This window comes from Actinoplanes oblitus (assembly GCF_030252345.1).
Lineage (GTDB): Bacteria > Actinomycetota > Actinomycetes > Mycobacteriales > Micromonosporaceae > Actinoplanes > Actinoplanes oblitus.
This window is the reverse complement of record NZ_CP126980.1, coordinates 2,097,929-2,124,233: the sequence shown is the minus strand read 5'-3', so window position 1 is coordinate 2,124,233 and position 26,305 is coordinate 2,097,929. Positions and strand designations below refer to the sequence as shown.

The 26,305-nt window shown below is 73.9% G+C and carries 22 protein-coding genes; 13 read left to right on the top strand and 9 right to left on the bottom strand.

Annotation, left to right across the window (positions count from 1 at the left end; genetic code table 11):
- Positions 1-117 precede the first annotated feature (117 nt).
- On the top strand, positions 118-1,416 hold the full coding sequence (locus Actob_RS09725; RefSeq protein ID WP_284919730.1) for a hemolysin family protein: 1,299 nt from the start codon (positions 118-120) through the stop codon (positions 1,414-1,416).
- Positions 1,417-1,430: 14 nt separating this feature from the next.
- Positions 1,431-2,669 (top strand): SLC13 family permease, encoded by a 1,239-nt coding sequence (locus tag Actob_RS09720; protein WP_284919729.1) that lies wholly within the window; start codon positions 1,431-1,433, stop codon positions 2,667-2,669.
- Between the two features lie 27 nt (positions 2,670-2,696).
- On the opposite strand, the gene Actob_RS09715 is transcribed toward Actob_RS09720, so the two are convergent.
- Positions 2,697-3,332, bottom strand: coding sequence for a hypothetical protein (locus tag Actob_RS09715; protein ID WP_284919728.1), 636 nt, complete (start codon positions 3,330-3,332; stop codon positions 2,697-2,699).
- Between the two features lie 158 nt (positions 3,333-3,490).
- Here Actob_RS09715 and Actob_RS09710 point away from each other — a divergent pair, with 158 nt between their 5' ends.
- Complete coding sequence (locus tag Actob_RS09710; RefSeq protein WP_284919727.1) at positions 3,491-4,501, top strand: DUF2278 family protein; 1,011 nt, start codon at positions 3,491-3,493, stop codon at positions 4,499-4,501.
- Between the two features lie 328 nt (positions 4,502-4,829).
- Here the strand turns inward: Actob_RS09710 and Actob_RS09705 are convergent, their stop codons facing one another.
- The gene (locus tag Actob_RS09705) at positions 4,830-5,402 is read right to left on the bottom strand and encodes a TetR/AcrR family transcriptional regulator (protein WP_284919726.1); all 573 of its coding nucleotides are present in this window, start codon (positions 5,400-5,402) and stop codon (positions 4,830-4,832) included.
- Positions 5,403-5,567: 165 nt separating this feature from the next.
- On the opposite strand from Actob_RS09705, the gene Actob_RS09700 reads away from it, so the two are divergent.
- Positions 5,568-7,094 (top strand): CocE/NonD family hydrolase, encoded by a 1,527-nt coding sequence (locus Actob_RS09700; protein ID WP_284919725.1) that lies wholly within the window; start codon positions 5,568-5,570, stop codon positions 7,092-7,094.
- 281 nt (positions 7,095-7,375) lie between these two features.
- Here the strand turns inward: Actob_RS09700 and Actob_RS09695 are convergent, their stop codons facing one another.
- The 3 genes from Actob_RS09695 to Actob_RS09685 are packed head-to-tail and all read right to left on the bottom strand — an operon-like array spanning position 7,376 to position 10,484.
- Positions 7,376-8,569 carry a hypothetical protein gene (locus Actob_RS09695; protein ID WP_284919724.1) on the bottom strand — a complete coding sequence of 398 codons (1,194 nt, stop codon included), beginning with the start codon at positions 8,567-8,569 and terminating at the stop codon, positions 7,376-7,378.
- Entirely contained in the window at positions 8,541-9,176 is a 636-nt protein-coding gene (locus Actob_RS09690) for a class F sortase (RefSeq protein WP_284919723.1), read from the bottom strand. The genes Actob_RS09695 and Actob_RS09690 overlap by 29 nt, the downstream gene beginning before the upstream one ends.
- Positions 9,177-9,188: 12 nt before the next feature.
- On the bottom strand, positions 9,189-10,484 hold the full coding sequence (locus tag Actob_RS09685) for a hypothetical protein (RefSeq protein WP_284919722.1): 1,296 nt from the start codon (positions 10,482-10,484) through the stop codon (positions 9,189-9,191).
- 154 nt (positions 10,485-10,638) lie between these two features.
- Between Actob_RS09685 and Actob_RS09680 the strand changes: the two genes are divergently transcribed.
- The 9 genes from Actob_RS09680 (at position 10,639) to Actob_RS09640 (ending at position 20,303) form a co-directional block, all read left to right on the top strand.
- Positions 10,639-11,961 carry a serine/threonine-protein kinase gene (locus Actob_RS09680; protein ID WP_284919721.1) on the top strand — a complete coding sequence of 441 codons (1,323 nt, stop codon included), beginning with the start codon at positions 10,639-10,641 and terminating at the stop codon, positions 11,959-11,961.
- 16 nt (positions 11,962-11,977) lie between these two features.
- Positions 11,978-12,973, top strand: coding sequence for a 3-oxoacyl-ACP synthase III family protein (locus Actob_RS09675; RefSeq protein WP_284919720.1), 996 nt, complete (start codon positions 11,978-11,980; stop codon positions 12,971-12,973).
- Complete coding sequence (locus Actob_RS09670; RefSeq protein WP_284919719.1) at positions 12,970-13,713, top strand: glycosyltransferase family 2 protein; 744 nt, start codon at positions 12,970-12,972, stop codon at positions 13,711-13,713. The genes Actob_RS09675 and Actob_RS09670 overlap by 4 nt, the downstream gene beginning before the upstream one ends.
- Positions 13,714-13,761: 48 nt before the next feature.
- Positions 13,762-15,198, top strand: coding sequence for a class I adenylate-forming enzyme family protein (locus tag Actob_RS09665; protein ID WP_284919718.1), 1,437 nt, complete (start codon positions 13,762-13,764; stop codon positions 15,196-15,198).
- Complete coding sequence (locus tag Actob_RS09660; protein ID WP_284919717.1) at positions 15,195-15,947, top strand: glycosyltransferase family 2 protein; 753 nt, start codon at positions 15,195-15,197, stop codon at positions 15,945-15,947. Before Actob_RS09665 ends, Actob_RS09660 begins: the two co-directional genes overlap by 4 nt.
- Positions 15,944-17,164, top strand: a complete 1,221-nt coding sequence (locus Actob_RS09655; protein WP_284919716.1) for a cytochrome P450 family protein — start codon at positions 15,944-15,946, stop codon at positions 17,162-17,164. The genes Actob_RS09660 and Actob_RS09655 overlap by 4 nt, the downstream gene beginning before the upstream one ends.
- Positions 17,161-18,075, top strand: a complete 915-nt coding sequence (locus tag Actob_RS09650) for an NAD-dependent epimerase/dehydratase family protein (protein ID WP_284919715.1) — start codon at positions 17,161-17,163, stop codon at positions 18,073-18,075. Before Actob_RS09655 ends, Actob_RS09650 begins: the two co-directional genes overlap by 4 nt.
- Before the next feature lie 298 nt (positions 18,076-18,373).
- A complete protein-coding gene (locus Actob_RS09645; RefSeq protein ID WP_284919714.1) occupies positions 18,374-18,994 on the top strand; it encodes a TetR/AcrR family transcriptional regulator in 621 nt (206 codons plus the stop codon).
- A gap of 427 nt (positions 18,995-19,421) precedes the next feature.
- On the top strand, positions 19,422-20,303 hold the full coding sequence (locus Actob_RS09640; protein ID WP_284919713.1) for a GtrA family protein: 882 nt from the start codon (positions 19,422-19,424) through the stop codon (positions 20,301-20,303).
- A 113-nt stretch (positions 20,304-20,416) separates the two neighbouring features.
- On the opposite strand, the gene Actob_RS09635 is transcribed toward Actob_RS09640, so the two are convergent.
- The 4 genes from Actob_RS09635 to Actob_RS09620 form a co-directional block, all read right to left on the bottom strand.
- Entirely contained in the window at positions 20,417-20,980 is a 564-nt protein-coding gene (locus Actob_RS09635) for a TetR/AcrR family transcriptional regulator (protein WP_284919712.1), read from the bottom strand.
- 310 nt (positions 20,981-21,290) lie between these two features.
- Entirely contained in the window at positions 21,291-22,742 is a 1,452-nt protein-coding gene (locus tag Actob_RS09630; protein WP_284919711.1) for a hypothetical protein, read from the bottom strand.
- A gap of 132 nt (positions 22,743-22,874) precedes the next feature.
- Positions 22,875-24,593, bottom strand: coding sequence for an aa3-type cytochrome oxidase subunit I (ctaD, locus tag Actob_RS09625; RefSeq protein ID WP_284919710.1), 1,719 nt, complete (start codon positions 24,591-24,593; stop codon positions 22,875-22,877).
- A gap of 255 nt (positions 24,594-24,848) precedes the next feature.
- Positions 24,849-26,279 carry a DNA polymerase IV gene (locus tag Actob_RS09620; RefSeq protein ID WP_284919709.1) on the bottom strand — a complete coding sequence of 477 codons (1,431 nt, stop codon included), beginning with the start codon at positions 26,277-26,279 and terminating at the stop codon, positions 24,849-24,851.
- Between the last annotated feature and the right edge of the window lie 26 nt (positions 26,280-26,305).

Below are 26,305 nucleotides of genomic sequence, written 5' to 3'. Positions count from 1 at the left end.
GGCCGTGAGCGTCGGACGGATCGGTGTTTTCGGGGAGTGTCATTCAGGTTCGCTGGGTACCTTGACTGACTCGGGTGCCAGGATCCGGCACCCGAGTCGCACACTGTGAGGGAGTTGATGTCCGCCGTGGGCGGATATGGGTGGCAAGTTGTCCTCGTCGGGGTGCTGGTGCTGCTCAACGCGGCCTTCTCCGGCAGTGAGATGGCGCTGATCTCGCTGCGGGAGAGCCAGCTGCAGCGTCTGGAGCGGCAGTCCCGCGCCGGGCGCACCCTCGCCCGGCTGGCCAGGGATCCGAACCGGTTCCTCGCCACCATCCAGATCGGCATCACGCTGGCCGGCTTCCTGGCGTCGGCGGCGGCCGCCGTCTCGCTGGCCCAGCCGCTGATCGGGCCGCTCGGCTTCCTCGGCACCGCCGCGGAACCCGTCGCGATCGTGCTCGTCACCATCCTGCTGACCTTCTTCACCCTGGTCCTCGGGGAGCTCGCGCCGAAACGGATAGCGATGCAGCGGGCCGAGGGCTGGGCGCTGGTGGTGGCCCGTCCGCTGGACGTGCTGGCGACGCTGTCCCGGCCGGTGGTCTGGTTCCTCGGCAAGGCCACCGACCTGGTGGTGCGGATGGCCGGGGGCGACCCGGACGCCGGCCGGGAGGAGGTCTCCGCCGAGGAGATCCGCGACATGGTCGCCCAGCAGCAGGAGTTCACCCCGCAACAGCGGACCATCATCAGCGGCGCGTTCGAGATCGCCGACCGGACCCTGCGGGAGATCCTGGTGCCGCGGCGGGACGTGCTGATCCTGCCGGCCGTGACGAAGTCCGCGGAGGCACTGCAGCGCCTGGTCGAGGGCGGCCACTCGCGGGCGCCGGTGACCGGCCCGCTGGGTCTGGACGACGTGCTCGGCGTGGTGCACCTGCGGGACCTGATCGGCTCCGACGGGCACGTCATCGATCACGTGTACACCCCGCTCTTCCTGCCCGAGACATTGAAGATCGCCGACGCGATGCGCCAGCTGCGCACCCAGCGCCAGCAGTTCGCCCTGGTGGTGGACGAGCGCGGGGCGATCGACGGGATCGTCACGATGGAGGACCTGGTCGAGGAGGTGGTCGGCGAGATCTACGACGAGACCGACCGGGACGTGCAGTCGGTGGTGCACGAGGACGACGGCGGGATGCTGCTGCCCGGCACCTTCCCGATCCACGACCTGCCGGACATCGGCGTGGAGATCGAGGAGGCCGACGAGGGCGACTACACCACGGTGGCCGGCCTGGTGCTGGCCCGGCTCGGGCACATCCCGGAAGCGCCGGGCGAGACGGTGGAGATCGACGGGCACACCGCCGAGGTGGTGGAGGTCACCGGCCGGGCGATCACCCGGCTGCGGTTGCGGGCGGTGCCGAGAACCGAGACGGCACCGGTCGCCTGACCGTCCCGCCCGCGATGCCCACCATCTTCGCGCTCGTGCTGCTGGGCGCGGTCCTCGGCTTCGCCGTGGCCCGGCCGCGCGGCCTGCCCGAGGCGGCCGCCGCGATCCCGGCCGCCCTGCTCTGCGTCGTGTCCGGCCTGGTCACGCCGTCGGCGGCCGGCCACCAGGTGACCGAGCTGCTGCCCACCGTGCTGTTCCTCGCCGCCGTGCTGGTGCTGGCCTACCTGGCCGAGCGGCACGGGGTGTTCGGGTACGCCGGGGCGGTCGTCGCCCGGTTCGGCCGGGGCCGCCCGCGACGGCTGCTCACCGCCGTCTTCGCGACAGCCGCGGTGACCACCGCGATCCTCAGCCTGGACGCCACCGTCGTGCTGCTCACCCCGGTGGTGCTGACCGTTGCCGCCCGCGCCGGGGTGGCGCCCCGGCCGCACGTCTACGCCTGCACCCACCTGGCGAACTCGGCCTCGCTGCTGCTGCCGGTGTCGAACCTGACCAACCTGCTGGCGTTCGCGGCCAGCGGGCTGAGCTTCGCCGGGTTCGCCGCGCTGATGGCGGTCCCGTGGCTGGTGGTGATCGCCGCCGAGTACCTGGTCTTCCGGCTCTTCTTCCGCGGCGACCTGGTCGGCCGGGCGGCGGAACCGGACCCGCCCGGCCCGGCCCCGCGCTACGCCCTGGTGGTGCTGGCCGCGACGCTGGCCGGGTTCGCCGGCGCGCAGCCGTTGGGCGTGGAGCCGGCCTGGGTGGCGGCGGCCGGCGCGGTCGCCCTGGCGGTGCCGCTGGTGCGGCGCGGCGAGGAGCGGCTCGGCACCCTGCTCGACGAGGCGAACCCGCTGTTCTGCGCGTTCGTGCTGGCGCTCGGCGTGGTGGTGCTCGCGGTCCGGTCGCACGGGCTCGGCGACCGGATCGACGCCCTGGTGCCGGGGCACGCCGACCTGCTCGGGCTGCTGGCCGTGGCCGGGCTGGCGGCGCTGCTGGCCAACGTGCTGAACAACCTGCCGGCCACCCTGGTGCTGCTGCCGGCCGCCGCGCACTCGCCGGGGCTGCTGCTGGCGGTGCTGATCGGGGTGAACGTGGGACCGAACCTGACCTATGTGGGGTCGCTCGCCACGCTGCTGTGGCGGCGGATCCTGCACGCCCGGGACGCGGCGCCGCGTACCGCCGAATTCCTCCTGCTGGGCCTGGCAACCGTCCCGTTGTGCCTGGTCGCGGCCGTGCTGGCGCTCTGGGCCGGTTTGCGGGTGGGCGGCGTCGCCTAGAGCGGCACGGCATTTTTCGGTACGCCGTCAGCGCTCGGCGTCCTGCAGCACCTTCTGCCAGGTGACCGTCTTGCCGAAGACGTACGCCGTGGTGGCGATGACGGTGGTGCCGGCGAGCAGGATCACCGGCCCCCACGCCCGGGCGTCGTAGGAGCAGAAGTCCTTCAGCGGCGTGGTCGGCAGCGACAGCGACCACACCAGGTACGCGGCGGTCGCGGCGACCGGCTCGACCAGCGGGATCTTGAACCGCTCGTCCGGCGCGACCTGCTTCTGGCTGCGGTAGGCCAGCCCCAGCGTGAGCAGCACCGTCGTCACGCCGAGCAGGATCAGCCAGGTCCAGCGGGAGGTGTAGCCGGCGTCGCACTCGCGGGCGCCGGCCGGGACGCTGACCGTGCCGAGCGCCGCCTGCACGGCCAGGTAGATCGAGATGGTCTCGGTCGGCACGTACTTGACCAGCTGGGTGAGGACCGACCCGGCGACGCTGGTGCCGGCGGTGCTCCGCGCGGCGAGTTCCCCGGCGAGCTTGGCGTCGTCGGGCAGGGCGCCCTTGGCCATCTGATCGGCGGTGACCGCGGCGGCGGTGGCGGCCGCGCTCCGCGGGGAGGCGCCCGGGGTGCCGCGCAGGCGCAGGGCGCTGTCCTCGGCCATCGACGACAGGGACATGCCGGCCTCCGGGCACCATCGAATGCGGAAAATTGAGGCGACATTAGACCCGTGAGGTATGCGAGTCAATGAATACAAAGTGTCCGGAAGGCGACCTGGGGCACAATGGATAGATCGTCCGATTGACACTACACAAGGGTGGGAGTTGACTTCCCGGCATGCCGATCAAACGGTACGGCGTGCTGCGTGCCGCCGTCGTCGATCGAAAGATCGAAACGACTGACACGCCGCATTATCAGATTCATCTGCGCGCGGCCGGCGTCGATTACCGGGCCGCTGTCAACGTGCGCTCCCAGCAGTCCCCGCCCGAGCTGCTCTACCTGGCCGTGGACGCGTTCGCGCACCCGGTGCTGGACCTGCTGCGCACCCTGCCGGACGGGTTCACCGAGCTGGAGAGCCACCCCGGCGGCCCGGCGCTGGACTACATCCGGGGCAACCTGTTCCAGCGGCAGGACATGCGCCCGGTGCCGACCGCCGAGCCCGGCCCGGAGAACGATCTCGGCGATTTCATCGATCATTACGTACGCCGCGCGCTGGACGATCCGGAGGCCCGCGCCTACCTATTCGGGCAAGCCTGGGGACCAGAACCGAAAGCCGACAAGGTTTTCCATTTCTCGCCCGGCAACGGCGTGCACGACATTCACATGAATCAGGGCAACGAGGGTCGATTCTCCGGCGACGACGGCGTCTATCAGGACGGCGGCCTGCTGCTGAGCTTCGGCGACGCGTGGGTGGCGATCTTCCTGGCCTTCCAGTCGCAGGCGTGGCACACCGACGACATCACCGGCCACCGGCTGCCGGCGGTGCCCGACCCCGGCCCGGCCCCGACTCCCGGCCCCGGCGAGCCCGACCACCTGGCGCGGATCGTCGCCGCGCTGGCCAACCCGGTCGGCCCGGCCCCCGAGCCGGAGTCGGTGACGCTGCTCAACGCGTCCCCGGCCGACCTCGACCTGACCGGCTGGGCGCTGCTCGACCGCGCCAAGAACCGGCAGCCCCTGACCGGCGTGCTCGCCGCGGGCGCCGCACTCCGGGTGGCGGTCACCGCCCCGGTGACGCTCGGCAACCGGGGCGGCATGATCACCGTCCTGAACGCCGACGGGCTGAAGGTGGACGGCGTCGCCTACACCGCCGAGCAGGCCGCTCGGGAGGGCTGGACCATCGTCTTCTGACACCCGAGCCGGCTGGTCCTCACGGTGGTCTCCGGCCTCACGAGACCACCGTGAGCACCAGCCACGAAACCCGGCTGGCCCTGACGGTGGTCTCCAGGCCCGGGACACCACCGTGAGCACCAGCCACGAAACCTGGCTGGTCCTGACGGTGGCTTCCAGGCCCGGGACACCACCGTGAGCACCAGCCACGAAACCTGGCTGGTCCCGACGGTGGTCTTCGGGCCCGGGACACCACCGGCCCCGGTGAACAGCCGGGCGGCCTCCCGCCGCGCCACCAGCTCGGTGCCGGCCAACCGCCCGGCCTCGGAGGCAGTTCCGCCGGCGGAACTCAGCCGGGCGCGGCGCGGCAGACGCCGTCGAGCATCAGGTCCACCGCGCGGTCGGCGGCGGCCCGGGCGGCGGCCGCGTCCGGGGTGGCCTCGGCCACGCCCTGGACCATGGTGAACAATAGGATCAGATCGTCCGGCACCAGGTCGGTGCGGACGTGCCCGTGCTCACGGGCCCGGCGCAGCGGGCCGCCCAGGGCGGTCAGCGCGCGCTGCAGATAGCGGTTCTGGGTGGCACTGTCCAGCCGCCGGATCAGCACCACCAGCCCGCGCATGGCGATCTGGGTGTGCAGCACCGAGCGCAGCAGGTGACGGAAGTGCTCGGCGTGCCCGGCCAGCTCGGCGGCGGACTGCTCGAGCCGGTCGAGCTGGTGGTCCAGGACCGCGACGGTGAGCGCGTGCCGGTCCGGGAAGTGCCGGTAGAGCGTGGCCTGGCCGACACCGGCGCGCCGGGCGATCTCCGGCATCAGGGAGACCGGGTCGGCCTCGGTGAGCACCTCGCTGGCCGCCACGACGATGGCCGCACGGTTGCGCTGAGCGTCGCGGCGACGCGCCGTCGGGGTTCCGTAGAGCATCCTGATCACCCCCTTACCGACCAGTCACGTTACCGGTCGGTAACGAGAATGTCATCACCTTCACTTTCTCGGTACGGCTTCCTACGCTGCCGCCACGACGCGTCGCCATAACCACCCGATTCGCCCCAGGAGTGTGCTATGGCACTACGCCGCCTTTTTTCGGTATTGAGTGGGTTGATCCTCGCGGTCGTCGTCCTCGCCGCGCCCGCCGAGGCAGCAGGTACCACAGGCTTCCAGGCCGTCGACATATCCGGATCCGGCGGCGTGACGCTCAAGGCCAACTGGATCGCGCCGGCCGGCCCCGGCAGGCACCCGGTGATCGTCTTCCCGTCCAGCTGGGGCCTCAACGACGTGGAGTACATCGCGCAGGCCAAGATCCTGGCCGGCCGGGGCTACGTGGTGGTCTCCTACACCCCGCGCGGCTGGTGGTTCTCCGGCGGCACCATCGACACGGCCGGCCCGCTGGACCTGGCCGACCTGTCGAAGGTCCTGGACTGGACGATCGCCAACACCCCCGCCGACCCGGCCCGGATCGGCGCCGCGGGCATCTCCTACGGCGCCGGGATCAGCCTGCTCGGCGCCGGCGCGGACCCGCGGATCCGGGCGGTGGCCGCCCTCAGCGGCTGGTCCGACCTGGTCTACTCGCTCTACTCCGGCGACACCCGGCACCAGCAGTCCGCCGGGCTGCTGTCGCTGGCCGCGCAGCTGGTCGGCAAGCCCAGCCCGGAGCTGACCCGGATGCTCGGCGACTTCTCCGGCAACCGCAACGTCGAGCAGGTCAAGGACTGGGGCCGGATCCGCTCGGCGGGCACCTACCTGGCCGCCATCAACGCGAACCAGCCGGCCGTGCTGCTGGCCAACGGCTGGGGCGACTCGTTCTTCCCGCCGAACCAGCTGGTCGACTTCTTCGGCGGGCTGACCACGCCGAAACGTCTCGAACTGCGACCCGGCGACCACGCCATCGCCGAGCTCACCGGCGTGCTCGGCCTGCCCAACGACGCCTGGCGCAGCCTGTCCGAGTGGTTCGACCACTACCTGGCCGGCCAGTCCAACGGCGTCGAGTCCGAGCCGGCAGTGCAGGTCAAGCCGCTGAACGCCGCCGCCGAGTCGTATCCGGACTGGTCCGCGCTGACCGGCACCAACCGCCGTTACGGGCTCGGCCGGATCCGCCTGCTGGACGGCACCGGCCTGCTCGGCGGGGCGGTCTCCGGCGGCTGGTCCAAGCGGCTGCCCGCCGACAAGGACACCGTGGCCGGCGGCGGCGTGGTGCTGCTGACCAACGGCGCGTCGGCGATCACCGGGGAGCAGCCGAGCATCTGGCTGCCGTTCGTCGACCGCGGCCGGGCCGGCGTCTGGGCCGCCGAGCGCCCGTCGGCCGTCCAGCACCTGCGCGGCGTACCGAAGGTGCACCTGGAGCTGTCCGGGGCCGCCCGCACCGGCACCCTGGTCACCTACCTGTACGACCTGGACGCCCTCGGCAACGCCAAGCTGATCACCCACGCCCCGGTCAGCTGGCTCGACGCGACGAGCAGCGTCGACGTGGACCTGTTCGCCACCGCGTACGACCTGCCGGCCGGGCACTCGCTCACGCTGGTGGTGGACACCACCGACCCGCTGTACTACGACGAGAACGCACCCGGCGACTCGATCACCGTCACCGGCGGTTCCTACCTGGACGTGCCACTGGGCTGACGTACCCAAAAGGTCGATGTCGCGAGGTGAGGAGCCGGCGCCGTCTCAGCCTGCCGCTCGTGATCGTCCGGCGGTGCCGGCGGGCTGGAGCGACCCACCCGCGAGGGAAAGGCGGCGCCCGCACCGTCGAGCCGCTGCGACTGGAGAGGGCGCGGGCCTTCCGGCTCACCGGGCCGCGGCGCGGCGGTCCGGCCGGGACAGTCCGCAGCGGCGCAGCGGCAGCGCCACGTTGTCCCGGAGGCATGGGTGAGCCGGCGGATCTCCAGCATCCGCCCGGGCCTTCAGTCGTCGGTCGGCGGATCGGGGACCGACGCGCGACCGCGGGCCATCGGCCGCATGGTCCCGGCAGCGGGCGGACCCAGCGGCGGATCGGCCCCGGGCGTCGGCGGGGACACCGCCGGCGGCAGCGGCCCGCCGAGCAGGACCGCGTAGGGCGAGGCGGGCACGACCAGCGCGCTCCGCGACCGCCGGCGGCGTACCAGGACGACCGTCGAACCCACCAGGAGTACGCCCACCGCCACGCCCCCGAGCAGCCAGTACCTCAGCGAGGACCGGCCCGGCGACGCCGCACGGGCCACCGTCTCGCCGGACAGGACCAGATCTCCGGACCGCACCGACGCCGCCACCCGGGTGCCCGGCTCCACCACCCCGGCGAACCGGACCAGGCAACGACTGCTCAACGCGGTCTCCACCTGGTCCAGCGCCGGCACCACCACCGGGTCACCGGCCGGCGCGAAGAAACCCCCGGTGGCGGCCGCCGCCGTCGACCAGTACCGGTCCGGGTCGGTGGTGCCCACCACCACCAGCAGCGTGCCGGCCGTCCGGAACTGATCGGCCAGCGAGGCGGCGGACAGCCCGCCGGCCCCGTCGGCGGTGGTGTAGAGCAGGGCCACCCGCTGCCCGGCCGGCGTCCCCGGGAACTGCCGCGCCGCCAGGGCCAGCGCCGCCGCCGTGTCGCGGTCGCCGCCGGACCGCACCGTGCCCAGCGCCCGGACCACCTCGGTCGGCCCGCGCACCGGCCCGGCGACCACGGTCGCCGGTCGCCGGTCGGCGATCACCACGCTGCGGGCCCGGGCCGGCGCGGCCAGGCTGAACCGGGCCCCGGCGCTGAGCCAGCCCGGCAGTGCCGCCGCCCCCGCGTCGGAGGCGTCGACCACTATGGACAGCGCCAGATCCGGCGAGACGACCGGCACCAGCCGGGCGGGCCGGGCGGCACCGCCGACGGTCACCGCGACCGTCCCGGTGCGCGCCGACGGCGCCGCGCTCAGGTCGACGACCAGGGCGCTCTCCCCGGCCCCGCCCAGCACCGCGTCGATCGGCAACGGCACCACCGCGGCGGCGGCGAGGGACGCCGGCGGCCCGGAGGGCGCCGGCGCGGCGAGCGCGGGCAGCGGAACCGCGGCGGCGGCCAGCACCGTCACGGCGGCGACGGCGGCCGCCCACCCGTCACGCGAGGTCGGCGAAGGCGATGACATTGTCGCGGTAGCTTCCTCGGGAAGAATCGAAACTGCCCCCGCAGGTGACCAGCCGCAGCGTCGGGTCGAGGCTCGGCGCGTACACCAGGTCGGTCGGGAAACGCGCTTTCGGCACCCGCGACACCCGGGTGATCCGGAACGTCACGCTGCTCCCGTCGGACCGCTCGACGGTCACCGGCGTCCCCACCCGGACACCGCTGAGCCGCGCGAAGATCCCCGGCCCGGTCCTCGAGTCGACGTGTCCGAGGATCACCGCGGGGCCCGGCTGCCCCGGTCGCGCGCCGAGCCGATACCACCCGGCCACCTCGACCCGGTCCGGCACCGCGACAGTCCCGTCCCGCCGCAGGCCGAGCCGCTGCAGCTCGCTGTCCACGCCCAGCGCCGGGATCCGCAGCCGCACCGGCTCGGCGACCAGCGGGAACGTCCGCTCGGAGCGGAATCCACTGGCCACCAGCGGGTCCGCGACGACCGGCGGCGCCACGGGACTGCCGCGCGTCCCGGTGGTCCGCGCGGGCTGCGCCCCCGCCAGGGCGAGACCGGTCACGACCACCACACCAAGACATTTGGCGTACGAGGTGAGCGCGCCCCCACGCGTACCGGACAGCATGTCAACGGCCCGTCACCGGGAACCCGCCGCGAGCCAGCCGTACCCGGTCTGCGCCCCGCCCACCGGAAGCCGCCCGGCGACAGTGGCCCCGAACGCGTCAGCGAGGTCCCGCGCCATGGCGAAACCGTGCTGGTAGGTCTGCTGCGCCAGCTCGTGGGCCGTCACGTAGTCGCGCGCCGCGTAGGCGTCGGCGTGCCGCAGCAGCATCTCGTCGTGCCCGCGGAACGCCGCCGCCAGTTTCACCGCGTCCATCCGTTTCCCGGTGACGTCGCTGAGCAGTGTCCCCAGCTGCTGCTCGTAGTCGTGCAGACGGGCTCTCGCCCGGTCCCGGCCGGTCTCGTCGCGGCCGGCGGTGGACGCCGCGTAACCCACCAGCTGTTCCACGTGGAAGCCCCAGACCTGCTGGAACCGGCGCGCCGTGGTGGCACCGAAGAGCGTGTCCATCGCCGCCGTCAGGTCCCGGGTGTTCGCGTTGATCTGCCGGCCGGCGGCGTCGAAGTCGGGGGTGTTGGTCACCGCTGCCCTGGTCACGTCCTCGGCCAAGACCACGTGCTCGGCGATCAGCCGGCCCAGCTGGGAACGCAGCCGCCAGAGCGGCTCGCGCAGGGCGTCGCGGGCACCGGCCGGCAGCAGGCCGTCGGCGAGGGTGCGGCCGAGGTCGTACATCTGCTCGTAGCCCTCGCGGTAGGTGCGGTCGGCGAGCTGGTAGTCGTGCGCGGCGTACGCGTCGGCCTGGCTGATCAGGTGGTGCAGATGCATGTCGAGGGCCTGGCGCACGGCGCGGACCGGCAGCCGGCCGTGCGAGGCACCGGCGAAGAACTGGCTGAGTTGCTCCTCGTACTCGGCGAGCCGCTGGTTGGCGTGCGCCTTGGCCGCCTCGTCCTGGTCGGCGACCGCGCTGGCGTACGCGACCAGCTCCACCACGTGCTCGGACCAGAGCGGGCCGAACCGGCCGGCCACGCCGGTGCCGAACAGCTGCCGCACCAGTGTGGTCATCGCGTCGGTGTTCTGCCCGAGGGCGGCGTTGGCGGCCTGCACGAAGTCGTTGTCACCGCGGATCCGGCTGCGCATCAGGTCGGCCGCGAGCACGGCGTGCTGCCCCAGCAGCGCCTGCAGGCGCACCGCGGAGTCGGGCGCGCTGACCGGCGCGGCCGCGACGAGCGGCCCGGCGGCGTGCGACAGGCCGGCGGCGGGGTGGACAGCGCGCGACGGGCCGGCGGCGAGCGAGGCGTGGGTGGACGGACCGATGGCGAGCAGGGCGAAGCCGAGCAGGACCGGCAGCGCGTGCCGGAACCGAAAACGCCGCATCGCCTCACCGCCCGGAAGTCGCACGCCAGGCCACAGTCGACAGTACGCCTCGGACGGTTTCCCGTCGCGCCCGAAATCCGACAACCACCGTCTCCCTACATCCAGTAACGTCATGATTACTGTTGGCCTAGCATGGGGGCCGGAATTGGTCACGGTGGAAGCGGTAATCATCGCCGAGCGCTACCGGATCATCCGGCCCCTCGGCTCCGGGGGGATGAGTCACGTCTGGCTCGCCCGTGACGAGGTGCGGCACGTCGACGTCGCCATCAAGCAGTGCACCGTCCCGCCCGGGCTGCGCCCCGAGCAGCGCGAGGTGATCCGCACCTGGGCGCTGAGCGAGGCGCAGGCCGCCGCCCGGGTCCGGCATCCGCACGTGATCCGCACCCTGGACGTGCTGCCCGATCCGGACGGCCCGTGGCTGGTCATGGAGTACGTGCCGGGCCGCTCGCTGCAGCAGCTCATCCAGGACAAGGGCGCGCTGCCGCCGGCCCGGGTCGCCGAGATCGGGCTGGCCGTCCTGGAGGCGCTGGGCGCCGCCGGCCGCGCCGGCCTGCTGCACCTCGACGTGAAACCGGGCAACGTGCTGATCGGCGACGACGGCCGGATCGTACTGATCGACTTCGGCCCGGCGGTGACCACGGCCGGGGTCGCCGCGCTGACCCGCGCCCGGGTGGTGCTCGGCTCACCGAAATACATCGCCCCGGAACGCCTCTTCGACCGCGCCTCCACGGCCCGCTCCGACCTGTGGTCGCTGGGCGCGACGCTCTACCACGCCGTCGAGGGCCAGCCGCCGTACGCGCGCGGCAGCACCGCCGCCACCCTGCGCGCGCTGGCCGCCGGGCCACCCGACGCGCCCCGCCGGGCCGGGCCGCTCACCCCGGTGCTGGCCGGGTTGATGCGCCACGACCCGGCCGCCCGGCTCGACCCGGCCGCCACCGAGGAGCTGTTGCGCCGGGTCGCCCGGCCGGCCCGGTCCACCATCCGCCGCCGGATGCCCGCCCTGGCCGCCGCGCTCACGCTGATCGCCGCGCTCACCGTCGGCGGCAGCGCCCAGGGCGTGGAGAACCCGCCGGCTCCGCTGCCACCCGGCTTCATGTGGTGGCAGGACCCGGCCGGACTGCGGCTGGCGGTCCCGACCGGCTGGACCGCGCACAGCACCGTCGGCACGCTCACCTTCACCGATCCGGCCGACCGGCTCACCCTGCGGGTCGGCAGCTGGCCGCACCCGCCCCGGGACGTGCTCGCCGACCTGCTCGACCAGGAGCGGGCGGTGAAACTGCCGAGCTACCGGCGGGTGCAGATCGCCGCGGTGCCGGCACCGGTCTGGGAGTTCACCTACACCGATCCGAAAGCCGGTCCGACGCACGTGCTGCGCCAGCTGGTCGACGGGAAGTACCTCGTCGAGTGGCGTACGCCACGCGCCGATTGGGTCACCAGCCTGCCGAAACTCACCGAAATCAGAGACAGTTTCGGCTGAGGCAGAATGTGCGGTCATGTATGTCGGGATCACCGGGGTGGGCGCCCACCTGCCGGAGCGTGAGGTCACCACGGGCGAGCTGCAGGACGGCATCGCCCGGGCCGGTGGCATCCGCCTGCCGCGCGGGTTGTTCGCCCGGCTGACCGGCATCGAGCGGCGCCGGATCGCCGGCCCCGGCGAGTACGCCTCCACCCTCGCCCTGCACGCCGCCCGCGCCGCGCTGGCCCGGGCCGAGCTCGACCCGCTCGACATCGACCTGCTGCTGTTCGCCTCGGCGTCGCGCGACATGGTGGAACCGGCCACCGCGCACATCGTGCAGGCCGAGCTGGGCAGCCGGGCACACGCCCTGGACGTCACCAACGCCTGCAACAGCTTCCTCAACGGCATCGACCTGGCCCGCTCGATGATCCTGGCCGGCCGGGCCCGCCGCGCCCTGGTCGTCACCGGCGAGACCCCGACCCGGGTGATGCGCGACCGGATCGACAGCCTGGCCGAGGCGCGCCGCTCGTTCGCCGGATTCACCTTCGGCGACGCCGGCGCGGCGGTGGTGGTCGAGCCGGTCAGCAGCGGCGGCATCCTGGACATCGACACCGAGACGCACTCGCGGCACTGGACGGTGGGCGGCATCCCGGGTGGCGGCTCCCGGCACCCGCGCGGCGACGAGCACACCTACTTCGCCGGGGACGGGCACCGGCTGCGCGGCGTCTTCGAGAAGGTCGGCGCCAGCATCCTGGACCGGGTCCGGGCCCGCACCGGCCTGGAGCACACCGATTACGCCAAGGTGCTGGTGCACCAGGTGACGCTGCCCTACCTGGACCGGTTCGTCGAGGTCACCGGCGTGCCCCGGGACCGGCTCGAGGTGACGGTCACCGAGCTGGGCAACGTCGCCAGCGCCACGCTCGGCGTGCAGCTGGCCCGGGCGGTCCCGGACCTGCGGCCCGGCGACAAGGTGCTGCTGATGGGCCTGGGCGGCGGCGTCAGCATGATGACCATGGTCTGGGAGCACTCGTGAGCGGCACCGACCTGTGGGTGGTGGTGCCGGCCTACAACGAGGCGGCCCGGATCAGCGCCACCCTGTACGCCCTCGCCGCCCAGACCGACAGCGACTTCACCCTGCTCGTGGTCGACAACGGCTCCACCGACGCCACCGCCGACACGGTCCGGGCGTTCGCCGGCCGCGCCCCGTTCCCGGTGCACGTCCTGGTCGAGCCGGAGAAGGGCGTCGGCTGCGCCGTCGACACCGGGTTCCGGCACGCCATCGCGGCCGGCGCCACCCGGATCGCCCGTACCGACGCCGACTGCCTGCCCCGGCCCGGCTGGGTCGCCGCCGCCCGGGCCGCGCTCGCCGGCGGCGCCGGCATGGTCTGCGGCCGGATCACCGCCCGTCACGACGAGCACGGGCCGGCCGGGCGCGCTGTCTTCGCCGGGCTGGTCGGCATCGCCGCCGCGTTCGGCCGGCTCCGCCCCGCGCACCGCGGCGCCACCTACCTCGCGCCGTACCGGATGCACGCCGGCAACAACATGGCGATCACCGCCGAGCTCTACCAGGCGTGCGGCGGGATGCCGCGCCGCCCGTCGCCGACCGACCGGACCTTTCTCAACCGGGTACGCGCCACCACCGCGTCGATCGCCCGCAGCCGCCACATGGTGGTGGAGAACTCGACCCGCCGGATCCGCGCCTACGGCGTGCTCCGCACCGCGAAGTGGTACCTGGACAGGGGCAGCGGCCCGCTCACCCCGGACCCGAGGTGACCGTGCCGGCTCGCCGTCCCTCTCCCGCCCGCGCGTCCCGGGGCCGTCATGCTCGATGAACTGATCGCCGGCCTGCGGCCCGGCGACGACACCCCGGCCTTGCTGGGCCGCCGCCCGGTCACCCGGGGCGACCTCGCCGACCTGCTCGCCCGGTACTCCGGCGCCCTGCACGCGCGCGGCCTGCGTCCCGGGGACACGCTCGGCATCGCCGTCCGCCCGGGGGCGCGGGCCCTGGCGGTGCTGCTCGCCGCGTACCGTAACGGGCTGCGCGTGGCCGTGCTGGACCCGTCGGCCGGGCCGGACGTCCTGCGCGCCCGCCTCGGGCTGGCGAAACCGGCCCTGATCGTCGCGGACGCGGCAGCGCAGGCGGTCGCCACCTGGGCCGCGCCCCTCGCCCGCCGGGCCGGCCTCGCCCTGCCCGACCTGGCCGGGATCGCACCGGCGGTGACCGTCGGGCGGCGGCTGCCCGGGTCGGCACCCGCGCTCGGGCCCGGCGGACCGCCACCCCCGGCCTACCACGGCGACGGCGACGCCGTGGTGATCTTCACGTCCGGCACCACAGCGAGCCCGCGCGCTGTGGTGCACACCCGGTCCGGCCTGGCGACCGGGATGCGGTCCGTCGCCGCCCTGGTCCAGCCGCGCGCCGGCGTGCCGATCCTCGGCGGCATGTTCTTCGTGCTGGTCCCGTCCCTGGCGTCGGGCGCGCCGGTGGCCATGCCGGCGCGCCGGCCGGCCGCCCTGGGCCGGCAGGTCGCCGCGCTGCGGCCGCAGGCCACCTACCTGACGCCGCCGCAACTGCGCACCGCGCTGGACGCCGGGGTGCCGTTCCACGGCCGCGTCTACAGTGGATCCGCGCCGGTCTCGGCCACCCTGCTCGACCGGGTGCGGGCGGCGGGCGCGGACCAGGCGTGGTGCGTCTACGCGCTCACCGAGGTGTTCCCGGCCGCCGCCGTCGAGGCCGGCGAGAAGGCCGCGCACACCGGCGACGGCGACCTGGTCGGCGAGCTGCTGCCGGGCGTCCGCGCCGAGCTGTCCCCGGCCGGTGAGCTGCTGCTGGCCGGCGCCGGGGTGTGCGACAGATATCTGGGCGCGGACCCGCACACCTGGGTGTCCACCGGGGACATGGCCCGGCTCGACGGCCGCCGCGTGGTGCTGGCCGGCCGGGCCAAGGACATGATCCTGCGGCGCGCCGAGAACATCTACCCCGGGCTCTACGAACCGTCCCTGCACGTCGCCGGGGTCTCGCTCGCGGTCCTGGTCGGCGTACCGGCCGGGGACGGCGACGAGGAGGTGGTGGCGATCGTCGAGACCACGCCGGGCGCCGACCCGGCGGCGGTGCGGGCCGCGCTGCGCGAGCCGCTGCGGCGGATGGGCGCGGCCCGCCCGGACCGGGTGCTGTTCGCCCCGGTTCCGCTGGCCGGCCGATCGCGTAAACCGGACCGCGCGGCCGCCGCGCGCCTCGCCATGACCGGAGCGGCCCGATGACCCCGCTTGCCGTGATCATCCCCGCGTTCGACGAGGGCGCCTCGATCGGCGCCACCCTGCGGGCCCTGGCCGCACAGACCGACACCGACTTCACCCTGGTGGTGGTCGACAACGCGTCGACCGACGACACCGTGGCGGTCATCCGGCGGTTCGCCGCCCCGTTCCCGATCGAGGTGGTCACCGAGCCGGAGCGCGGCGCCGGGACCGCCGCCGACACCGGTTTCCGGTACGCCATCGAGCACGGCGCCACCCTGCTCGCCCGGACCGACGCCGACTGCCGCCCGGCACCGGACTGGGTGGCGACCGCGCGCCGCTACCTCACCACCGGCACCGATCTGGCGTGCGGCCGCAGCGTCCCGCGCCGCGACGAGCACCCGACCTTCGCCGAGCGGCACGTGTTCCCGGCGGTGGTCCGGCTGGCCGCGCTCTACGGCAGGTATCGCCGCGCGCATCGGGCAGCCGGGTTCCGCACGCCGTACGTCCTGGTCCACGGCCACAACCTGGCCCTGACCGCGGACCTGTACCGGCGCTGCGGCGGCACCGCCCGGGAACCACTGGAGGCCGGGTCGGAGGACGTCACCCTGCTCAACCGGGCCCGCCGCCACACCGACCGCATCGCCCGCGCCGAGGACCTGGTGGTCGAGGCCAGCCTGCGCCGGCTGCGGGCCTGGGGAGCCCGGCGCACGCTGCTCTGGTACTGGGACCGCCGCTGGCGCCCGCCCACCCCGTCCGAGGTGCACGTCAGATGACCGACGACCCGCACGACCGGCCGGCCGCCGCGCCGCCACCCGGCGCGACTGCCGGCCTGCGCCGGGCCCGGCGGCGCGACCGGCGGGTCTACCTGTTCAGCCATCCGGTGCTGTTCGCCCTGCTCGCCGCCACCCGGCGGACGCCCGTCCGCAAGCTCGGCGGCACCCTCCTGGTCCATTCCCAGGAGGCCTTCCGGAGTGGGCTGACCCGGATCCCGCTGGACCGCACGGCGGCCGGCACCACCGGCGGCGCGGCCGGCGACCTGACCGGCGGCGGCGACCTGCTGTTCAATCAGGACGGTGACCACCATCGAGGCGCCCGGCGCGGACTCGCCGACGCGCTCAGCGCCGAGGGTGTCGAGCGGCTCCGTCCGATCTGGACCGCCGTCCTGGAGCGCCGGCTCGCGCCGCTGGCCACGGGTGACCCGATCGAGCTGGTCGACGTCACCGCCGAGCTGGCCGGCACCACCGCCGCGGCGCTGCTCGACATCGACGTGGATCCGCGCACGCTGGCCACGGCCGCCCGGGCGGCGGCGGCCGCCGCCGCCCGGGAGCACCTGCCCGGGCCGCCGCGCCCCGGCGCCCGCCGCGCCGCCCGGACCGCGACAGCCCGCCTGACCGCCCTGCTCACCGGCACCGACAGCGGCACCGGCACTGTCAGCGGCACCGGCACCGTCAGCGGCCCCGGCACTGTCAGCGGCCCCGACGGAAAGACCGTGCCGGACGACGGCGCCGCGCTCGCCGCGATGCTCGCCGTCGCCGCGATCAACACGACCGTCGCCGCCCTTCCCCGGGCCGCCGCGTGGTGCGCCGACGCCGGCCTGTGGCCCTACGCCGACAGCGACCCCGAAGCCCTCACCGCCGAACTGCTCCGGATCACCGCGCCCACCCCGCTGCTTCCCCGAGTCGCCGCCGCCCCCGGCACCCTCGCCGGTTGCCCGGTCCGCCCCGGCGACCGGCTGATCCTGGTGGCCCGCCATGCCGTCGGCGCCCACCGCACCGACCCCTGCCCGGCCGAACCCGCACCGGCCCACGTCACCCAGCTGGTCTTCGGCGCCGGCCCGCACGCCTGCCCCGGCGCCCGGCTGGCCCGCCTCCAGCTCACCGACGCCCTCCGGTACCTGGCCCGGCACCGCCCGCGCGTCGTCGCCGCCCGGGTCGACCGCCGCAGCGCCCTCCCCGGCTGGTCCCACCTCACCCTGGCACCCACCCGATGACCACCCCGCCCTCGCCGGGTTCGCTGCGCGGGATGCGGATCGCGGTCACCGGCGCCAGCGGCTTCTGCGGCGCCGCCGTAGCCCGAGCCGCCGCCGCGGCCGGCGCCCACGTCCTCTGCCTGAGCCGCCGTCCCGGCCCGCTGGGCGAACACCGCCCCTGGGACGCCACCCGAACCCTCCCCGACCTCACCGGCGCCGACCTGGTCCTGCACCTGGCCGCCGCGGTCGGCGACCCACCGCCCGGCCGCGCCGCCGCGGCCGGGTTCCACCAGGTCAACGTGGACGGCACCGCCCGCCTGCTGGAGGCCGCCGGCAACCGGCCGGTCGTCTGGGTCAGCAGCGCCAGCGTCTACACGCCCAGTCCGGCTCCGATCCGGGAGGACCACCCACGGGGCGGGCTCACCGCGTACGGAAAGACCAAAGCCGCGGGTGAACGCCTCGCCCTGGCCGCCGGAGCCGTCGTCCTCCGCCCGCGGGCCGTCTACGGCCCCGGCGATCCGCACCTGCTCCCCCGCCTGCGCCGCGCCGTGCGCGGCGGCCGGGTCCTGATGCCCGGCCCGGACATCCGGCTGAGCCTCACCGCCGTGGAGAACCTCGCCGACGCCTGCCTGGCCGCACCCACCTGGCCGTCCGGCGCCTACAACATCGCCGACGCCACCCCGTACAGCCGGGACGCGACGATCGCCGCCGTCTGCGGCGCACCGGTCCGGCACGTGCCCATCCCGCTGACCCGCGCGGCCGCCACCCTGGCCACGGCCGTCGCGCGGCTCACCGGCCGCGAGCCGACCCTTTCCCGGTACGCCCTGGAGCAGCTCACCGCCCCGGTGGTCCTGGACATCTCCCGAGCGAAGTCGCAGGGCTGGCACCCGGCCCGCACGTTCGCCGACTACCTCGCCTCCCACTCGCTGTGAGTCGCCCCAGTCGCACCCAGCCACACCCCTAGAGCGTCCTAGGAGGATAGGACCCAACCCCGGGCCGGCCGCCACGAAGCGAGCCCCACGACAGCACCGTCCTCATCAGACCCCCGCCACGTCCACCGCCAAAAGCCGTCCTTATAAACGACACGCCACGTTTCTGAAACCCCCGGGATTTTCCAAGCCCTGAGACGCCCTCGGGAAACACCACGTTCCTTTATTGACACCGACCACCACCCCGGCATGATGTTCACCGGCTCCATCGATCCGAACTCCGAAGCCCCCGAGGAGATCCATGATTCCGACGAGCGCCGTGGACGCCTCCCCGGCCGCCCGCCGCCGGGGCCGCCCGCCGGACCCGCACTCCCGCACCCGCATCCTCTTCGCCGCCGAGGCCCTTCTCGAGGAAGCCGGCTATCTCGGCGTCACCATCGACGAGGTGGCCACCCGGGCCGGCGTCTCCAAGAAGACCGTCTACCGCTTCTGGCCGCACAAGCCCGCCCTGATCAGCGACCTGATCGTGGAGCGGTCCCGGATCAGCCCGGTCCCGGACACCGGCGACACCCGGGCCGAGCTGGCCGCCCTCTTCGAGATGATCATCGAGTACCTGACCGCCGGGCACGGCCGCACCATGACCCTGCTGGTCGCCGCCACCCACGACGACCCCGGCACCCTCACCCGGGTCCGCGAGCAGGTGCTCACCCCGCGCCGGGACATCGCCCGCAACGTGCTGCAACGCGGCATCGCCCGCGGCGACCTCCCCGCCGACATCGACATCGACGCGCTGCTGGACCTCTGGCACGGCCTGGTGGCGTACCGGCTCAGCGGCCGCCCCGCCGCCCTGCACCGCCACACCGTCGATCAACTGGTCGACCTGGCCCTGACCGGCCACGTCCCCCGCCTCCCGCAGACCTGACCGAGACCCGCCCGGCGATCCCGCCCTCCGATCGCCGGGCGCCTCCGGGCCCGCTTTCCCTTCCGGCCCCGTCCGGCGTACGCCATGAGCACCGCCCCCGCCGCACCCCTCGATCCCGCCGCGCCAGTTTCGCTCTCGTCGCCCGCCGCGTGCCGCGGCTCACAGCGGGCATCGCCGATCGGAAACAGCCCGATAACAGCGAGGTTGCAGATCCCCGGTGACCCCGCGTGGCGAGCCTTCTGCGGCGCCCCGGCAAATCGGCATCTTCTACCATGAAGCGGTCCAATAAAACGGACAGAAGCCACCTCACCCCGCCACCACGCGATGGCGCAGGGTAACCCGCATCACGGCGTCAACGTTGTTGACACGACCCGTCAACGGTGTTGACACTACGGCGGTAACCATCGCTGTCCGAAAGCGTTCAGTCATGCCAAGTCCAGCCGGACGGCTCGCCCGCCCACCCGCGTGGAACGCGACAGTGCCCCGCCAGCTCTTCTGGTTCATGCTGGTCGGCGCACTGAGCACGGTCCTGCAGACGATCGTCTACGTCTCCGTCCGTGAGGTGGTGGCCGCCACCTGGGCGAGCTGGCTCGCGCTGCTCGTGGTCACCCCGGTGAACACCGAGGCCCACCGCCGGATCACCTTCAACGTCACCACCTCGGCGATCGCCCGCCTCCACTGGGAAGCCGGCCTCACCTCGGTGGTCGTCTACCTGGCCAACCTCGCCGTGTCCCCGTGGTTCGCCTCGATCGCCGGACCGCATCCGTCCGCGCTGACCGAGTCCCTGATCCTGGCCCTGACCGGCAGCCTGGTCGGCGGCGTCCGCTACCTGATCCTCCGCGGCTGGGTCTTCGCCGCCCGCCGGCACTCCCCGGTCACCCCCGGGCGAATGGTCCCGGCGGACGCCGCCGACGCCGCGTCGCCGTCGCTCTCCGCCGCCGGTGCGGGCAGGCCGGCGACGCCTTCCGCCGGCACCGCGGTCCCCGGCGCTCGTCCGGTCACGGTCAGTCGCCGCCCGCGCCGCCTCCGCCCGAACAGCGCCCCGGTCACCGCCGGCCTCGGCACCGTCACCCCGGCCGAACCCGACCCGGTCGCGCCCACCGGAACCCGCGCCGCGGCGGCCTTCCCGGCCCTGCCCACCACCGGGAACCTGACCGCCGCCCTGGCCTGCCTCGGCACGATGGCCCCCATCCCCACCGCGCGGCTCTGCACCAGCCAGCCCAACACCGGCGTCCTCAACCAACGCCCGCCGGGCCGCCTGCGCACCTGGCACCGCAACCGCCGCCAGCACCTCACCGCCCGCAGCTAGGCCGCCCCGGCACCGCCGGCCGACGGAGACGCCCTCGCGCCGGCCCGGCACACCGCCGCGCCGGCTCGACGAGGCCACCCTCGTCCAGGTGATCGCCCGGGCCGGCGGGCGACTCAGCCGACGGCGGGGTCTTCGCAGGTGAGCAGGCGTTGGATGGCGTCGCCGTAGAGGGCGATCACCGCGTCGTGGTCGGCGTCCGCGAGCACCGGGTCGCCGACCAGCCAGCAGGCGTTGATCAGGCCGGCGAACTGGGCCGCGGCCAGCCGGGCACGCAGCTCCGGGCAGGTGCCGCCGATCCGCTCGGCCAGCGGGCCGACGAAGACGTCGTGCATGGAGGCGCGGATCCGTTCCTTGATCTCCGGGCGGTCCGAGGCGCTCAGCAGCGCCCGATAGACACCGGCGACCGGACTGCCGGCACCGTCCAGGACATAACGGACCAGTTCCCGGCCGATCGACTCGAGCGGGCCGGCCAGGATCCCGGTGAGATCACCGGAGACCGAGACGGTGGCGAGGAACAATCCTTCCTTGGACCCGAAGTGCCGGATCACCAGCGCCGGATCGCACCCGGCAGCCGCCGCGATGGCCCGCACCGTCGTGGCGCCGTAACCATCCCGGACGAACAACTCCCCGGCCGCGCGATGGATCGCGTCCCGGGGCGGGAGGTTCTGCGGTAGCACACGATCAATCTTATGGCCGAGTCCGGAAATGACCACCGGCCCATAGGTCCTCTCCGCCGACCCCTCCGGCCCATCCGGCGCCGAAGCCGCTGCCCGGCCACCGGCCCGGCAGCCGCTCCGCCCGAGCACCGGCCCGGATCAGCAGCGGAATGCCGGCGGCCGGCCGCCGGAGCGAATCCTCGCCGGAGCGAGGCGGCGGCCGGCCGCCGGAGCGAGCACCGGGTGGCACCCGGCTCAACGACACGAACGTCAGCGTAGACGCGGACCCAACCACGTCCCGCGGCGAAAGGCAACCACCGATCCCGCGGGATCAGCGCTCGATGCCACGCCGACGCCGGCTCAGGACCAGCGCCCCGGCACCCACCACGATCAGCGCGACCCCGCCGAGCCCCACGGCCGCCACGTTCGCCCCGGTCAGGGCGAGACCGCCGGCTGACGGCGTACCGGAATCGGGTTGACCTCCGGAGACGAGCGGACCGGTGGACGCGTCGCGGCCGGCAGCCGGATCGGCCGGCGAAGTGTGCCGGGAGACGGCCTGCGGAGCCGCACCCGCGACAGGCCGCTCGGCGGAAGCGGAAGCCGGGGACTGCGCGGCGGAAGCGGGAGCCGACGAGCGCGCGGTGGACGGCGCCTCGGCGGCGGAGGCCCGGGGGCGCGACACCGCGGAGCCCACCCGGCACGGCGCTGTGGCCGAAACTGACAGGTATCCCAGGGCGACGTCGAGCAGATGCGCCGCCCCGAGCCTCACCTCGACCCGCACCGACGCCACCTCCGCCGACACCGAAGCGCCCTGGATCCGCCGGGTGGGTTCGCCGAGGGAGAGCCGCACCGACAGCAACGACGCCGGCCGGTCCTGCGCCAGCCGGCCGAGCAGACTCAGCGAGACGCTGCCGTGGCCGGCGTCGAGGCCGCCCACCGCCTTGCCCGCGGAGCGGATCGAGAGGACCGCCGGCCGATAGTTGACCCGCGGCTTCCCGCCGGCCACCACCTCGAGGGTGGGCTGGGTGAGCACCTTGGCGGTGATCTCCTGCGGGGTGCCCTCGAAGAGCGTCAGGCCGGCCAGCGCGAGCCCGGCCCCGGACCGCACCCCGACGCGCCCGCCCCCGGCCCTCACCACATCGCTGGCGCTCTGCGCGGACCCGGTCGGTCCTACCTTGAGCAGACTGGTCCGGCCGCCGACCGGCAGGCCGGTCCGGCCGCCGGCCGCCTGGACGACAGTCCCGGAGCCACCGCCGCCGAGAATGCCGAGCCCTTCCAGCATGGTCGCCGCCCGGGTCAGCGGCCCGGTCCGGCCACACCGGTACCTGTCGTCCCACCTGGCCTGCGCCGTCGCCGTGCCCAGCCGGGCCTCGGCGAGCCCACCGGCGTTCAGTGCCGCGAGGCCGGCGGTGACCGGGCCGGGACGCTGCCCGGGCGCCAGGTGGGTGGCTTCCGCGTCGCGCGGCGGGAGCCCCGGCAGGTGCATGCCGAGCAGCTTCGCGTCGGCGTAACCGGCGGTGGCCCGGCTCTTGCCGAGCCGCCGATCGCTGTCGACGTCGCTGTGCGCCGGGGCGAGCCGGACGCCGGTGAGGGCGGGCAGGTTCGGCGCGAGCGGGCCCGGGTCGAGCACGGTGATCCTGGCGAGGTCGGCCTGCGAGGTGGCGGCGAAGCCCCCGAGGTCGCAGGCGGCACCGGCCCGGGCGGGTGCCGCCGGCACCGCCAGGACGGCGAGGGCGGCGGCAGCGCCGAGAGAACGGGCAACAGCAGGGCGGCCGAGCGGCATGAAGCATCCTTCCGGATCGAGGACGAAGTGTCCGACCTTTCATCGGACGCCCCCTGAACCCGGCTACGGCCGCCTCAGCAGTAGCTCACCATCCGGGCATACCGGCAAATGCCGCTATTTCCGTTTTTATCGTCAACTGTCGTCGAGCGCGGGATTCTCCCCCCGCACCAGCGATCCCTCCTCCGGAGTCCCACCGGGCCCGGACACCGCCAGCTCGGGGAATTTCGCGTCGAACGCCGGCCGCTCCGACCGGATCCGCGGCATCTTGTCGAAGTTCCGCAACGGCGGCGGGCACGACGTCGCCCACTCCAGCGAGTTCCCGTGCCCCCACGGGTCGTCCACGGTCACCGGCTCCCCCGCCCGGTACGACTTCCACACGTTGTAGAGGAACGGCAGGGTGGCCGCCCCGAGGATGAACGAGCCGACGGTGGAGACGGTGTTCAGCGCGGTGAACCCGTCGCTGGGCAGGTAGTCGGCGTACCGCCGGGCCATCCCCTCGGCGCCCAGCCAGTGCTGCACCAGGAACGTGGTGTGGAAGCCGATGAACGTCAGCCAGAAATGCACCTTGCCCAGCCGGTCGTCGAGCATCCGGCCGAACATCTTCGGGAACCAGAAGTAGATCCCGGAGAAGACCGCGAACACGATCGTCCCGAACAGCACGTAGTGGAAGTGCGCCACCACGAAGTACGAGTCGTGCACGTGGAAGTCGACGGGCGGCGACGCCAGCAGCACCCCGGTCAGGCCGCCGAGCAGGAACGTCACCAGGAACCCGATCGCGAACATCATCGGCGTCTCGAAGGAGAGCTGCCCGCGCCACATGGTGCCGATCCAGACGAAGAACTTCATCCCGGTCGGCACCGCGATCAGGTAGCTGAGCAGGCTGAAGAACGGCAGCAGCACCTGCCCGGTGGCGAACATGTGGTGCGCCCACACGCTCATCGACAGCCCGGAGATCAGCAGGGTGGCCGCGACCAGCGGCTTGTAGCCGAACACCGGCTTACGGCTGAACACCGGGACGACCTCGGTGATGATCCCGAAGAACGGCAGCGCCACCACGTAGACCTCGGGATGGCCGAAGAACCAGAACAGGTGCTGCCAGAGCAGCGGCCCGCCGGTGTTCACGTTGAACACCTGTGCGCCCAGGATCCGGTCGGCGGCCAGCGCGAACAGCGTCGCGGCCAGGAACGGGAAGACCAGCGCCACCAGCAGGCTGGTGAGCAGGATGTTCCACGTCATGATCGGCATCCGGAACATGGTCATCCCGGGCGCGCGCAGGCAGAGGATCGTGGTGATCATGTTGACCGCGCCGAGGATGGTGCCGAGCCCGGAGAGCGCCAGGCCGACCACCCACATGTTGCCGCCCACGCCCGGCGAGTTCTGCCCGCCGCTGAGCGGCACGTAGGCGGTCCAGCCGAAGTCGGCGGCGCCGCCGGGCAGCGCGAAACCGCCGACGGCGATCGTCCCGCCGAACAGGTACAGCCAGTAGGCGAACGCGTTCAGCCGGGGGAACGCCACGTCCGGCGCGCCGATCTGGATCGGCACCACGAAATTCGCGAAGGCGAACAGGATGGGCGTCGCGAACAGCAGCAGCATGATCGTGCCGTGCATGGTGAACAGCTGGTTGTACTGCTCCGGCGAGACGATCTGCATCCCCGGCCGCGCCAGCTCGGCGCGCATCAGCAGCGCCATGAAGCCGCCCACGATGAAGAACCCGAAGGCGGTGACCATGTACATGATGCCGATCTGCTTGGCATCGGTGGTCCGGATGGTCCTGGCCAGCCAGGACCCGCGCACCGGCCGGCGGACCGGCCAGGGTCGGGTCTGCACGGGCCGCGGCGCGGTCGTCGTCATTCAGGCCTCCCGCGAGAAGACACTCGATCCGTTCGTACTCCCCCCAAATCGACTTGCCAACCCGCGCCACACCCGTCGTTTCCGGTCAACCCCGCCGAGAAGCACTATCCGCACAACCCGACAGACCGCAGCTCACCGTCCACGTCCGCCCTTCAAGATCAACCCCTTTGGGGTACGACGCCGCGAAGTCCCGTGCCTCGACGCCCACGCCGCCGCCGGTCCGGGCCGCGAGGCCGCGCCGGGCTGAATCCCGGCTCACCGACCAGGCGTCCCCCGCCCGGTCCAGTCCGGCGGGTCGGCGGGGTGCAGCAGCGGATCCCCCACCGGAAACGTCCGCACCGGTCCCGGTGCCGTCAGCGGCCCCTCGAACCGGACCGTCACCAGCCCGAGCCCGCTCCCCCAGACCCAGCCCACCCCGTGCTCGTCGTGCCGGACGTCCTGCCCCGTCCGCCACACGGGCGCCGCGACGTCGCGACGCTCCGCCACCTCCTCGGCCATCGGCGGTGCCGCCGGAAGCACCTCGACCGCCACGCCGGCACCCGGCGCCTCCGCGACCGGGAACTCGGTTAGCGGCGCCACCGGCCCGCCGAAGAGCCCGCCGAGCTCCGGGAAGCTCCCGGAGAACAGGTCGTCCTGGGCGAAGTCGGCGAGCGTGGACACGCCCACCCCCAGCAACCGGATCCCACTCGACGTGTCGACCTCGGCCAGCAGCCGCCGGGCCAGCTGCGCGACCAGCCGCCCGTCGTCGGTCGGCTGGTCGCGGGTGACCGCCCGGGTCACCGTGGTGAAGTCGTGGTGGCGCACCTTGATGTTCACCGTGCGCCCGGTCAGCCCGCCGGCCCGCAGCCGCCCGGCCACCCGCGCCGCCAGCAGGTCCAGCTCCCGATTCAGCCGCACCGGATCGGTCAGGTCGACGTCGAACGTCTCCTCCGCCGACACCGACTTGGCCTCCCGCTCGCTCACCACCGGCCGGTCGTCGCGCGCCCGGGCCAGCCGGAACAGCCCCTGCCCGTGCGCCGTGCCGAACCAGTCGACCAGGTCGTCGAGCGGCACCCGGGCCAGGTCGCCGACGGTGCGCACCCCGGAGCGGCGCAGCCGCTGCTCGGTGGCCGGGCCGACGCCGCCGAGCCGGCTCACCGGGAGCGGATGCAGCACGGCCAGCTCCTGGCCGGCCGGGACCACCGTGAGTCCGTCCGGCTTGTGCAGATCTGAGCCGATCTTGGCGAGCAGCTTGGACGAGGCCGCGCCGATCGAGCCGGTGACCCCGCCGGTGGCCGCGGCGATCTCCGCCTTGATCTGCCGGGCCAGCTCGGTGACGCCCGCGGTGCTCAGGTCGTGCCCGGTGACCGCGAGGTCGACATACGCCTCGTCGATGCTCACCTGCTCGACCAGCGGTGACACCTCGCCGAGCAGGCGCATCACCACCTCGCTGGTCCGCTTGTACGCCGGGAAGCGCGGGGTCAGGTAGGCCGTGCCGGGCGGCGAGCGGCGCCGCGCCTGGGACATCGGCATCGCCGAGTGCACGCCGAAGGCCCGCGCCTCGTACGAAGCGGTGGCGACCACGCCCCGGCCGGCCAGGCCGCCGACCACCACGGGTTTTCCGCGCAGGGAGACCTTGTCACGCTGCTCGACGGCGGCGAACATCGCGTCCAGGTCCACGTGCAGAATGCTCGGATCCCCCCTCACGACCCGCAGCCTACGCACCGGGTACG